General features: G+C 69.6%; 7 protein-coding genes and 1 pseudogene. 3 read left to right on the forward strand and 5 right to left on the reverse strand.

Annotation, left to right across the window (positions count from 1 at the left end; genetic code table 11):
• Positions 1-19 precede the first annotated feature (19 nt).
• A complete protein-coding gene (locus LE181_RS07725) occupies positions 20-7,516 on the reverse strand; it encodes a type I polyketide synthase (protein ID WP_225660438.1) in 7,497 nt (2,498 codons plus the stop codon).
• 331 nt (positions 7,517-7,847) lie between these two features.
• Between LE181_RS07725 and LE181_RS07730 the strand changes: the two genes are divergently transcribed.
• Positions 7,848-8,285: a transposase gene (locus LE181_RS07730; protein WP_225660439.1), complete on the forward strand. Its 438-nt coding sequence runs from the start codon at positions 7,848-7,850 to the stop codon at positions 8,283-8,285.
• A gap of 157 nt (positions 8,286-8,442) precedes the next feature.
• On the opposite strand, the gene LE181_RS07735 is transcribed toward LE181_RS07730, so the two are convergent.
• Positions 8,443-8,766 (reverse strand): hypothetical protein, encoded by a 324-nt coding sequence (locus tag LE181_RS07735; protein WP_225660440.1) that lies wholly within the window; start codon positions 8,764-8,766, stop codon positions 8,443-8,445.
• A 61-nt stretch (positions 8,767-8,827) separates the two neighbouring features.
• Positions 8,828-9,802: a hypothetical protein gene (locus tag LE181_RS07740; RefSeq protein ID WP_225660441.1), complete on the reverse strand. Its 975-nt coding sequence runs from the start codon at positions 9,800-9,802 to the stop codon at positions 8,828-8,830.
• Between the two features lie 74 nt (positions 9,803-9,876).
• Between LE181_RS07740 and LE181_RS07745 the strand changes: the two genes are divergently transcribed.
• The gene (locus tag LE181_RS07745) at positions 9,877-10,803 is read left to right on the forward strand and encodes a hypothetical protein (RefSeq protein WP_225660442.1); all 927 of its coding nucleotides are present in this window, start codon (positions 9,877-9,879) and stop codon (positions 10,801-10,803) included.
• Positions 10,804-11,161: 358 nt separating this feature from the next.
• The gene (locus tag LE181_RS07750) at positions 11,162-11,392 is read left to right on the forward strand and encodes a hypothetical protein (protein WP_225660443.1); all 231 of its coding nucleotides are present in this window, start codon (positions 11,162-11,164) and stop codon (positions 11,390-11,392) included.
• On the opposite strand, the pseudogene LE181_RS07755 reads toward LE181_RS07750, so the two are convergent.
• Positions 11,378-11,933: pseudogene (locus tag LE181_RS07755) on the reverse strand (IS5 family transposase); the annotation flags it as partial. The gene LE181_RS07750 and the pseudogene LE181_RS07755 sit on opposite strands and share 15 nt — an antisense overlap.
• Positions 11,934-12,068: 135 nt before the next feature.
• Positions 12,069-12,883, reverse strand: a protein-coding gene (locus tag LE181_RS07760) for an IS5 family transposase (protein WP_225660483.1) whose coding sequence is annotated in 2 segments (ribosomal slippage) — positions 12,069-12,535 and positions 12,535-12,883 — 816 coding nt in all. Because the reading frame shifts where the segments join, the coding sequence is not laid out codon by codon here.
• Positions 12,884-13,001 lie beyond the last annotated feature (118 nt).

A 13,001-nucleotide genomic window follows, 5' to 3' on the forward strand; every position in this document is an offset into this window, starting at 1 on the left:
TCGGTCCTCATCGGGCTTGTCAGCGGGTGGCGTTGAGGAGGCCGAGTACGCGCTGGGCGAGCGCGGCGAGGTTCGGCAGTCCGGCGATTTCCATGGTGGGCAGCTCGCAGCCGAGCCGCTGCTGCAGCAGGGTCGCGAGTTCGGCGGCCAGCAGGGAGTCCATGCCCAGCTGGTCCAGGCGCCGGGTCCGGTCGATGCGGTCGGGTGTGGTCTGCAGGACGTGGGCGAGCAGGTCGGCCAGGACGTCCTCGACGAGTGCGGCGGCATCGTCGGGTACGGCCTGCTCCAGCACTTGGCGCAGCTGCTCCGCCCCGTCGGTGTGCTCGGCCGGGGGCAGCAATGCGGCCGTACGCGGTGCGGCGAGGCTGTGCAGGAAGCGGTGCATCCTTCCCCAGCTGAGGTGCCCCACGGTGATCGCCGTGGCGTTGGGGTCTGCGAGCAGCCGCTCGAGGGCGGCGAACGCGTCCGCGGTGGAGAGTCCTCCGAGGCCCAGCGCCGTCATTTCGCCGTCGCGTTCGGTGCGATGCACATACCCGACACCGGCGATCGCTCCCCATTGAACGGCAAGGGCGGGGAGCCCGGATGCGCACCGGTCGCGTACGAGGGCTTCGAGGGCGAGGTTGGCGGCCGCGTACGAGGACTGTCCAAGATTGCCGACGACGGCGGCAACTGAGCTGTAGACGACGAAGAAGTCGAGCGGGCGGTCGCGGGTCAGCTCGTCCAGCACAAGCCCGGCAGCCATCTTGGGAGCCAGAACGGCCCGTACCCGCTCGTCGTCCAGTTCTTGCAGTGGAGCGTCGTCGAGCACCATGGCGGCATGGACGACTCCGGCCAGACGCCGCCCTTCGGCGTCGAGGTCGTCGAGGATGCGGTGCATGGCGTCCAGGTCGGCCGCGTCGGCGGCACAGGCATTGACCCGCACGCCGAGCGCGGTGAGATCTGCGGTCAGTTCGGCGACGCCGGGCGTGTGCGCACCGCGCCGGCCGATCAGAGTCAGATGGCGGGCCCCGCGGGCGGCCAGGTGGCGGGCGGTGGCTGCGCCGAAGCCGCCCAGTCCGCCGGTGACCAGATAGCTCGCCTCCGGATCAAGGACGAGGGGAGCGACAGGGGGACAGACGGGCACGGGGTCCTCGGGGTCGAAGGTGACAACGACCTTCCCGATGTGCCGGGAGTGCTGCATGACCGCGAACGCCTCGCGGATCCTGGTGGCCGGGTAGACGCGATAGGGCAGCGGGCGGTAGGTACCCGCGTGGACGGCCCGGGTGATCGCCGCCAGGTGAGCGTCGGCCAGTGGGGAGGCGTCGGTGAGCAGGGCGGCTACGTCCACGCCGTAGAAGGAGAGGTTGTCGCGGAAGGGCGCCAGGGCAAGGGAGTTGTCGGCGAGGAAGTCGCGTTTGCCGAGCTCCACGAACCGGCCGTGCGGTGCGAGGGCGCGCAGACCGCGCGCCATGGCGTCGCCCGCCAGGGAGTTGAGGACGACATCCACGCCCCGGCCGTTGGTGATCGTGTCGATCTCATCGGCGAAGCGCAGGGTGCGCGAGTCGAGAACGTGATCGATGCCGAGCAGCCGCAGCAGGTCACGCTTGCCGGCGGTCCCGGCGGTGGCGATGACCTGGGCGCCGATGTGCTGGGCGTACTGCAGGGCGGCGAGGCCCACGCCTCCAGCCGCGCCGTGCACGAGCACTGATTCGCCTGGACGTAGGCGGGCCAGGTGGCCCAGGGTGTGCTGGACCGTCAAGAAGACCGTCGGGAGTGTTGCGGCCTCGGTGAAGTCCATCCCGTCCGGGAGCGGAATCGCCCGGTCCGCGCGAGTCCGCGCGTGTGAGCCGTAGCAGCCGATGGCCAGGCAAGCGACCCTGTCGCCGACGCTGATGTGTTCGACACCGGCGCCGACGGCGACGACCGTGCCGGCACACTCCAGGCCGATCGGTTCCGCGTCGAGTCCGTGCGGCGCCTCAGGCGGCGGTACGAGGCCGGTCGCGGTCATGATGTCGCGGTAGTTGAGCGCTGCGGCCGCGACCTCGACCACGATCTCGCCCGCTGCTGGACGAGGCATGTGGACCTGACGCCAGCCCAGCCGGTAGCGCAGACCGGCATCGTTCAGCGTCAGCGTGTATGAGGCGGCACTTCCTGCCATCCCTGTCGCCGGAGCCGGCACCCCATGCGACGCGTAGGGACGCAGCCGCGTCACGAATCGTCCATGGCGGGTCAGCAGCACCTCGTCGTCGGCCGGGCGGGCCGTCAGCTCCTCGGCGAGCCTGTCCTCGGCGCCGGCTGCCAGGGCGATGCGCCGCACGATCAGCCGCGGTTGCTCGTTGGCCAGGCTGCGGGCCGCTCCCCAGACGGCCGCGGCGGCGGTCGGTGGGATGTCCCGGGCTCCGCAGACCACGAGCCACACAGTGACCTCACGGTCCTCGGGCAACTGCCGGGTGGCGGTGGCCAGGGCTCGCAGCACGGCCAAGTGACGGACGGCAGTCTCTGTCGCGGATGCCGCGCCGACTCCACCCGGCTCGGCCAGCAGGACCACGTCGTCGGTGTCCCTGAGGAGCTCGGACCATCGCTGCGGGGTCTCACTCGCAGGCTGCGCATCGACACTCAGGGCTGCGGCGGCTGCCAGGGCGAGCGGCCCGCCAGTCAGGTCGGCCACCACGGGAGGGCGTGCGAAGCGCGGTTCCGGCGCTGCGGTCACCGCTGGGGGACGCGGGGCCCGGGCGGTGAGGATGACGGAGTGGTCGTGATACGCGGGCTGTGCGGCATCGCCGGGTTGGACGGTGCCGGTGTATCCGCACTCTTCCAACAGCCCGGGCCATTGCTCCCGTGCCAGCAGCGGTCCGTTCGGCCGCAGATCGGTGTCCTCGACGTTCCAGAAGGAGTCCAGAAGCCCGAACACCGGTGTGAGCGTGGCCAGATCGTGGCTCTCCAGAGCGAGCAGCTGTCCGCCGTCGGCCAGCAGGTCGCCGATCCGGTGAAGGGTGCGCCGCAGATCCCGGGTGGCGTGCAGCACGTTCGCGGCGATGACGAGGTCGTACGCAGCAAGGGTGAAGCCTTGGTCGGCAGGGTCGGCGTCGAGGTCGAGGCAGCGGTAGTGGACGAAGTCGTGGTCGACGAAACGCTCCTGGGCTGCGGGGAAGAACGCCGAGGACACATCCGTGTAGGTGTAGTGCGTGCGCTCTGGCGGCAGATGAGGCAGGAGCGCAGCTGTCAGGCCGCCGGTGCCGGCGCCGACCTCCAGCACGCGCAGCGGTCGGCTCTCGGGCCAGGCCGCGACAGCTGCTTGAAGCAGGAGCCGGGCGGTGCGGTACTGGTAGTGCATCACGGGCGTGCTGTCGTAGCAGCGCGCGGCGAGGGCGTCCGGCTCGGCGAACATCAGCGCGAGCGGATCGGTGCGCCCGCGCAGCACCTCCGCCAGGTGCAGACCGCAGACGCCGTAGATCTGCGCGGAAGTGGCCTCGGCCGGAAAGGCCAGGAGCGCTTCCCTGAAGAGCCGGTGCAGCTGCGTCTTCTCGGCCACGTGCCACCGGCCGTTCTCGTGGGCAGTGAGGACGCCCTGTTCCACGGCGTTCTGGAACAGGGAGGTCAGCAGCCTGCGATGCCGGGCCTGCACGCCGGCCGCGAGCAGGTCGTCAATGCTGAACTCCGCTGCTTCTGGCAGAAGTTCGCGTACGGCTGTTGCGGTCAGGTGCGCGGTCAGGTGCAGGACGCGGGCGCGGGCGTACGGGTGTGCCCGCCACTTTTGGACGGCCCGCGACAGCCCTCCCGCGCAGGCGGCGAGGGTCACTGCGGGCATGGGCCACGGCGACGTGGCGGAGGGAGTGGGCAGCGGGGCGGCGCGCAGAACCTCTGTGAGTTGCTGGGCCGCTTGGGCGCGCGCCGCATCGAAGCGGCGCAGTCGGCAGCCGAGCGCTTCCAGGGCTACGGTGCCGTCGTCAGCCATGACGGTCATGTCCCAGACGGCCTCGCGAGTGGTGCGGGCACGCAGGCGCACATGGATCAGGCCGGTCCGGGGCAGCGGCTGCCAGCAGCGCACGGTGTCGATCCCGACGGGCAGGAAGGCGGCCGGTGCGTTGCCGGGGTCGGTCGGTCGGTCGGTGGCCGCTGCGAGCAGCGGCAGGCCCGCCTGGAGTGCGCCGTCGAGGAGGGTCGGGTGCGCGATGGGCGCGTCGGCGAGGTCGACGGCGGCCGCGTAGGAGGCGAGCACCTCGCGGCCGTCACCGGCGTCGGTGCGCAGGACGGTCAGCGTACGGAACGCGGGGCCGTAGGGCAGTCCGGCGTGCACGCAGAGCGCGTAGTGCTCGGCTGCGCTCATCTCGTGGGGCAGACGGGCGCGCAGCGCATGCGGGTCGGTGCCGGACGGGCACGCTCGCAGCAGCTCACGCACTCTGCCGCGGGCGTGCTCGATCCACGTACCGCCATGTCCGTCACGGCTGGAGACGGTGAAGGCGCCGTCTCGCTCCAGCGCGGTGTGGACGGACACGGTTCGGTCCTCGTCGTCTCCCGGCAGGCTCAGCGCACGGCTGATCGAGATGTCGTGTACCTCGACAGGTGCGTCGTGTACGGCCTGCCCAAGGGCCAGCGCCATGTCCACGTAGCCTGCCGCCGGTACGACCACGGTCTCGCCGACCAGGTGGTCGGCCATCCAGCCCAGGGCTCCGGAAGAGAGCTCCTGTTGCCAAGCGGGTCGAGCCCCGGGCAGCCGTGCGCCGAGCAGTGCGTGGGATGGCTGCGTCGGCTCGCCGTCCTCCTCGGTCGGGGTCTCCAGCCACCATCCGGGAGCGCCGTTCCAGTGGCGTTCGCGCCGCCATGGGTAGGCGGGCAGGTCGACCACCTGTCCGAGACGCGGGAACGGGATGCTCCAGTCGGTCTCGGCTCCGCACGCCAGTAGTTGGGCCACGGTGGAGTCGAGTCCGCCAGGGCTTGAGGCAGTGCGTGTGAGCGTGGGGATCACGGCGATGGGACGACCGGCATCCGTCGTGGCACGCCGCAGATAGGTGCCGAGCACGGGGTGCGGGCCGATCTCCACCATCACATCGCAGCCGGCCTCGCTGACGAGTGCGTCCACCGCTTCCGCGAACCGGACGGGTTCACGGACATTGCGCCACCAGTAGACGGCGTCGAGTGCCTCGTCACCGGTGAGCCGCCCGCTGACCGTGGAGGCCAGGGGGATGCGGGCGGGCCGGGTCGGGAGCCTTGACAGTGTGGCTGCGAGGGGCCCGCGCAACTCGTCCATGGCCGGGCTGTGGAAGGCGTAATCCAGCCCGAGGTCGCGGAAGAACACATTGCGCTCGCCGAGCACTTCTCCGAGTTTGGCCAGCGCATCGGCATCCCCGGCGACCGTCGCGTCACGAACGCTGTTGCTCCCGGCGACGACCAGCCGCTTCGCCTGACCGATCTCGAAGATCAGCTTCTCGGCGTCCGAGGAGCTGAGCCCGACGGCCGCCATCCTGCCGCACCCGGCGGTCGTGCCCTGGGCCCGGCTGCGCGCGGCGATCACCCGGCAGGCGGCCGTACGGTCCAGGGCTCCCGCGCAGTAGGCGGCCGCGACCTCGCCCACGCTGTGCCCGCACACTGCGGCGGGAACGAAGCCGCGTGCCGCGAGAGCCGCGACCAGCCCGGCCTGCAGGGCGAACAACATCGGCTGGGCGATCTCGGTGCGCTGCCACACCTCCCGCCCGCGGGGTGCGGCCATCTCTTCCCTGACCGACCAGCCGAGCAGAGGGCGCAACACCTCATCCACCGCATTCACCTCGGCTGCGAAGGAGGCGTCGGTACCGAGGAGTTCCGCTCCCATCCCAGCCCACTGGGAGCCGTTGCCACTGAAGACGAACCCGATACGACCGCGCTCCACACCGATCCCGCGAGCTGCAGCCGGCGCGGGCTCACCCTGTGCCGCCCGCCGCAACGACCGTGCCGCCGCTGACGGATCGTCGGCCAGCAAGGCGATGCGATGCTCGTACCGGGCCTGACGACGGCACGCCGTGTAGGCCGTGTCGTAGAAAGCATCCGGTACCACTCCCTCCAGGTGCTCGGCCCATTGGACGGCGGCTGCCTCCAGCGCCTCCGGTGTACGGGCTGACACCACCAGCGGCAACGGGCCTCCACGACCAGGACGTGACCGGTCGTACGGAAGGCCGTCGACGCTGTCCGAGCCGGACCGATCGCACGTCTGCGGCGCCGCGGTCAGCACCACGTGGGCGTTGGCCCCGCCGAAGCCGAAAGAGTTCACTCCGACCACGAGCCGCTTTCCCGACAGGTCACGGGGTTCGGCCACCGGATCCAGGCCCAGGCTCGCAAAGTCGATCCGCGAACTCAGAGGAGCCGTGTGCAGTGTCGCGGGAATCCGCTGTTCCCTCAGCACCAGCAGCGCCTTGAGCAGGCCGGGTACTCCGGCCGCCGCCTCCAGGTGTCCCAGGTTCGATTTCACCGATCCGATCGGCAGCGGCGTACCAGAGGCACGTCGCCGCCCGAGCACCTCACCCAGTGCCGCGCATTCGACCGGGTCGCCTGCCTGGGTACCGGTGCCGTGTGCCTCGACGTACGCCACCTCGGCTGCACTGATGCCCGCCTCGGCGTACACCCGCTCCAGCAGCGCGGCCTGGCTGCGCGCGCTCGGCAGCGCCAGCCCGACTGTACGGCCGTCCGCGTTGACACCGCTGCCGCGGATCACCCCGTGGATCCGGTCGCCGTCCGCCAGCGCCGCCGTCAGCAGCTTGAGCACGAGCACGCCGGCACCCTCGGAGCGCACAAAGCCGTCCGCGTGCTCGGAGAACACGTGGCACCGCCCGGTGGGCGAGAGCATCGACGCTTGTGCGAACCCGACGCTCTCCCACGGGTTGAGCAGCACGTTGACGCCGCCCGTGAGCGCGAGTGCACTACGCCTGGACCGCACCTCCTCGCATGCCTGATGCACGGCGGTCAGCGTCGACGAGCACGCCGTGTCGACCGCGAACGAAGCGCCGCGCAGGTCGAAGAAGTACGACACCCGGTTCGCGGTGTTGCAGGACGCCATACCGATCATGGAGTAGGCGTTGGTCGTCCGCGGCCGCCGCTGCTGCAGATCGCCGTACCCGTGCGACGACACGCCCATGATCACCGCTGTGTCGCTGCCGGCCAGCGCCACCGGGTCGATGCCCGCATCGCCGAACGCCTCGACGGCGCACTCCAGAATCAGCCGCTGCTGCGGGTCCATCACGGATGCCTCTTTAGGCGAGATGCCGAAGAACTCCGCGTCGAAATCGGCTACGTCATCAAGAAATCCGCCCGCGGCCGTGTACGTGCGGCCGGAGCGTGGACGTCCGTCGGCCGACACGAACCGCGTCACGTCGAACCGATCGCCCGGCACCTCTCCGACCAGGTCCCGCCCCTCGGCCAGCGCCGCCCACAACCCGTCCAGCGACCGGATCGCCCCAGGCAGCCGGATCCCCACACCCACCACCGCGACGTCTCTGTCAGCCTCCGCGCGCCCGGGCGGGGTGGGGCCGGCCAGGTGCACGGAGGCTGCTGCAGAAGCGTCGGACATCGGATGAGTGTGATCATTCGCCTGGGTCACGTCTCCAACAACTTGCCGCGCCTACCTGGGGTTACTGCCCGCGGCAGACCGTGGGGCGACACGTTGGGGCGTTGCGTGCTGACTGAGCGTTTTGTCCTGGGATTCGTGTCTGGTTCGGAGTCCAGGTGTCGCGCCAGTTCGGGGAGGATTCGCTGATGAGCCGTCGCCTCACCGGCGAAGCCACTCCGAACTGGCGCGACACCTGAGTCAGGAACCAAACACGAATCACCAGACCAAACGCTCAGTAAGGCGTGTCCGATGAGTCGCGTGACCGAGCCGTGCCGTGGTAGCTCCGGCCGGCGTGGGGCGAGGCGATCTATCGGATCGGGAGTGGGCCCGGCCTGAGCCGCACTTGCCGAAGAACACGGGACGGGGCGGGCGGTGGGCGTGTCACCGCAAGGTGATCAACGGGATCTCGTTCCGGCTGCGGACCGGTGTCCCGTGGCGGGACCTGCCGGCGCACAGTTCCCGCCGCAACCGCCGTTACCTGCGGCGACGGCAGATGCGGCACATGATCCCCGAACGCCGGGACCAGCGGGCCGACCGCCAACGCAGTGGAAGCCGCGGCGGCCGGCCTACCGGCTTCGACCAGGCACGGTACGCCCGCAGGAATGAAGTCGAGCGCACCGTGGACGGGCTCAAGGGCTTCCGCGCCGTGGCGACCCGATATGACAAGAGAGCGTACGTATTTCACGGTATGGTCACTCTTGCCGAGATCCGGTCGTGGCTGCGGGGGTGACCTGCCGGACAATCCCGAGATGCCGTCCGGGCTTCTAGGGCGTGTCCGATGGGTCGGTGATGGGGCGGAGGTCGGGCGATCCGCGCTCGGCGAGCCGCCTGCTGGGGTCCAGGGCGCGTGCATGGCCGCGGTCATGCAGCGGGGAAAGCCGGGCGTCTCACCGCATCGGCAGGACGTTGCTGCAGGTGGCCCGTACATGTGTGGACAGGCCCTCGGGCTCGGGCAGGGCGGGCGGGTAGCGGGTGACGTGCGCCTGGAGCCCGTCGCAGAGTCTTCGGCCTCGGCGAGCGAGCGGTACAGCGAGGCGACCGAAGGGGTTCTTGCCCGCGTTCTTCCCCGTCTTGATGCCCGGCTTCTTCGCGTTCTCCGGGGCGGGGACACCCTTGTTCTTCTGACCGATGGTTCGAGCGAAGGGCCAGGCCACTGGTGGCCTGGCCTTCGCCAGAGGATCACGGCCCTGCCATCCACCGCTGTCTGTCACCACGGCGTCCTTGGAGGGGTCCTGGTCTGCGGCGGTGAGGGATCGGCGGGCACGGTGATGGCTAGTGCAGGGCTCGGTAGACGATGTTCAGGTCGTTGCCGGAGGCGGCCATGGCGGGGCTGGAGAGGCTTTTCCCGGCCGTAGTGACCGGAGCGAAGGTGGTCCAGCCGGTGGCGGTGGTGTAGCAGAGATGGATGCGGTCGTCTCCGCCGCGCACCGCGCAGTGCAGGGCGGTACCGCGCACGGCGAGGGTGGGAGCGTTGGGTGTCGATCCCGGCAGCAGGATGGGGGCGGGCCAGCGGTTGTCGGAGTTGAACCGGTCGTCGCGTACCGTAACGCAGATCTTGTCGCCGGGATTGCGGTAGGCCAGGTGGAGCTTGCCGTTGAAGACGGCCAGGGCCGGGGCGCTGTAGGACTCGTGGGCCGGCCATTCCACTGCCGTCTGCCAGGTGCCTCCGGTGTCCATACTGCCGACCATGAGGCTGCGGTAGTTCTTGCCATGGAACGTGGCGAGCCACAGCCGGTTGTTGTGGACGGCCAGGGCGGGGCCGGTCTCGCACCAGCCGGCGGAGGAGGAGGTGGTCCAGCTGTCGCCCCGGACGGAGGACATGACCCATGCCCTGTTGTTCGTCGTGTCGCTGGCGGAGCGTCTGACGGCCAGATAGAGCTGGCCGTTGAAGGAGGCCAGAGCCGGGGGGTACAGGGTGCTGACGCCGGGAACCTGGCCGAAGCCGGTCCACCGTCCGTCGGTCTCTCGCCGGCTGACGTAGACCTGGTTGCCCAGACCGCGGACCGCGCAGTACAGGTTGCCGTTGTGCATGGCCAGCGCGGGGGCATCGGGCGTCTTGGAGCCAGGCCACGGAAGTGTCGGGGCACCCCAGCCGGCACTGTGGGTGAGGAGAGTGACACTGTTGCTGCTGGGCTGGGAGTACCTGCCGCGGATGTCGAGGGAGAAGTGCCCTTCCGCTTGGCCGGGACCCTGGAACCACCAGGTGGTGTCGGGGTTGGGAAAGACCGGGTCGGCCCAGACGTCCATGGCTGCGCGGTCGAAGGCGATGGTGCGGTGGCTGAGCAGGTCGTCTGCGAGCCAGCCGATGATCTCCGGGTTAGGTGGCCGATGTTGCCGAGCATTGCGACGAAGTCGGTTACCAGCTCCCACTTTGTGCCGGCCGGCAGGGCGCTCATGATGTCGGCGGTGTCCTGCAGCGCGGTCGCGATCTCCTTGATCGTTTCCGCCAGCGCGGGGTCGACCTTCTCGTCTTCCTCCCAGCATTCGATGTGGACGAGGAGGACCTTGCTGACCTGCCCACGGAACAGGACGGTGTTCGCGTCCATGTTGTGGGTCTCGCCCTCGTCCACATCGCCGTAGGTGCGGGTGATGCTTTCCTGCTTGAGGCCCTCGTCGGCGCCGGCGGCCAGGGCCCAGTAGATCTCGTTCGACCCGCTGAGCTCATGGGACTCCACGCGGCAGTAGAACCTGGGCAGCGTCATGTCGACCTGCAGCGGCGGCCTGTCCTGCGCGACCGACTGGTGCTCGGAGGCGGTCACCAGCGTCGCCCCGTACCCGTAGGCGGCCATCCCCTGCTGGAACTCCTCGGAGTCCGGCGCGGCAGGGGCACTGTCCTCCCCTGCAGGAGGGAGAGAGTCGAGGTCGACCGTGTTCACGTTCGCCTGCGCCGCGATCTCCTCGCGCAACGCGGGCAGATCCCGGATGAGGTCCTCGATGGAGTACCCCTCGGAGACCGGGCGTGCGGCGAGGGTGTCCGGGAGCAGCTGGGAACGGGTGGCGGCCTCTTCCTGGTACACCCGGCCGAAGTCGCACACCTCCTCCTCCGACAGCAACTGGGCCACCGGCCGAACCAGCCGCGCTTCGAGATCGGTGAGTTCCAGCCCGGCCTGGAGGCGGGCGGCGCCGTGCAGCATCACCCCGTACAGCAGGCGCGCCCCCTTCGAAGCCTCCACCCGCCCTTCGAAGGTGGTGGCGGGCATTCCGCCCTGCAGCCGCTGACGCAGCCGCTTCAGACGCTCATCCCGTGAAACCGACAGATCAGGCGACATAGACGGTCCCATCGTGAGAAGGAGGGCGCGCAGTCAGCGCGGATCGACTCTCCCATACGTGTCACCATACGAATCAGATTCTTTACGGACAGTGATTGTCGGTGATTCGGCCGCTCTGAAAGCCGAAGGGCCGAGCGCGGCGGCCGAGTCGACTGGCTTTGACCCTGCACGCCCGACTTCCATTTCGGCGTGAAGAAGATCTTCGTCCTTGGGGACCAGGACACCTCTGGTATCAGCGTCGACGGCTTCAAGGTGGAGCCGGGTCAAGAATGCCGAGTACAACGACCCCCGCAGGCTCCAGCTCGACACCGAAGACCTGGATGTGTACCCGGTCTGCGTGCGCTTCGAGCCTTCGGGCGGCGGCCGTCCCGACTGGTGCCTGGAACGAATCCGCGTCTCCGCCCAAGCCGCCGACGGCTCCACCCACAAGTTCGACAACCTGCGATTGGACAAGGTCGTCGAGAACCGCCGCCTCTGGTTCGACCAGAAGTACTGCAAGCAGATGCATCTGCGGCGGTCCACCCCTGACCCCGAGGCACTGTCCGGCAGGTTCTCACCCGAGCCATAGCCGGATCGCGGCGAGGGTGACGGTGCCCTGGAAGACGTACGCTCTGTTGTCGTACCTGGTTGCTACGGCGCGGAATGCCTTGAGGGCGTTGATGGTTCGTTCGACTTCGTTCCGGCGGGCGTAGCGAGTCCGGTCGAAGCCGGTGGGTCGGCCGCCGCGGTTTCCACGGCGTTGGCGGTTGGCCCGCTGGTCCCGGCGTTCGGGGATCGTGTGCCGGATCTGCCGCCGCCGCAGGTAACGGCGGTTGCGGCGGGAACTATAGGCTTTGTCCCCGCAGACGTGGTCCGGGCGGGTCCTCGGGTGCCCGCCGCCCGGGCGCGGGATACGGATACGGTCCAGGATCGGGATCATCTGCGGGGCGTCACCCCACTGCCCGGGGGTGACCAGAACGACGAGTGGACGGCAGCCGCCGTCGCTCGCCAGGTGGATCTTGGTGGTGAGCCCGCCGCATGAGCGGCCGATCGCCTCGTCCGTTCCGGTGGTGGGCGGGTCACCTGCGTCGGCCTGGTATCCGTGCCGGGCGGTGGTGGGCCCCGGCCCTGTCCCGTGTTCTTCGGCAAGTGCGGCTCAAGCCGGGCCCACTCCCGATCCGACAGATCCCCTCGCCCCACGTCGACCAGAACGACGCCAGCACGACTCGGTCACGCGACCCGTCGGACACGCCTTAGACCGTGTCCTACATGGTGAGCTTGAGGAGCCGTTTGTAGCAGCAGAGCGCGGCCGCGAGGCCGAGGAAGGCCAGGCAGTTGGGGGGTTGGCGTTCGTATCGGATGGTGAGCCGGCGGTAGCCGGTCAGCCAGGACATCGTGCGCTCGATCACCCAGCGCCGCCGCCCCAGTCGTTCGCTGGAGTCGATGCCCTTGCGGGCGATACGGACGCCGATACGCTTGCCCCGCAGCCATCTCCGCAGGTGAGGGACGTCGTAGGCTTTGTCGGCGTGGAGCCTTTGCGGCTTGGAGTCCCCCGCGTGGGATTCGTGTCCCATGTGGAAGTGGGACAGCATCGGTTTCAGGGCAAGGCTGTCGTGGGTGTTGGCCGCGGAGAGTCCGACGCGGAGGGGCAGCCCTGCAGCATCGGACAGGATGTGCATCTTGAAGCCCGGCTTGCCCCTGTCCACGGGCGACGGACCTGTGAGTTCGCCCCTTTTTTGGCGCGGATGTGGGCGGAGTCCAGCACCGTGCGCGAGAGGTCGACCAGTCCCCTGCCGTCCAGGAGCTCGAGGACCTTTTGATGCAGCCGGCCCCAGACTCCCGCCCGTGACCAGATCAGGAACCGGCGGTGGACCGTGGACTTCGAGGCCCCGAAACACGGAGGCAGTGCCCGCCAGGCACAGCCGCTGACCAGCACGTAGACGATCGCGGCGAAGACCGCCTCGTCATCGATGTTCGCCACCCCACCGCCCTGCGGACGCACCCGCGCCGCAGGCAGCAACGGCTTCGCCAGCCGCCGCAAACCATCCGGAACAATCCAGCCCCACCGCCCACTCCCCATGACCAGACCAACCACCAACCCACCATGTAGGACACGGTCTAAGTCGGTCCTCAAGGACGGAGCCGCCCACTCGTGGCAGGTCCGGGCCGACGACGGCAACAGCGTCTCCTCGTGGGCC

The organism is Streptomyces sichuanensis (genome assembly GCF_020328095.1).
Lineage (GTDB): Bacteria > Actinomycetota > Actinomycetes > Streptomycetales > Streptomycetaceae > Streptomyces > Streptomyces cinnamoneus.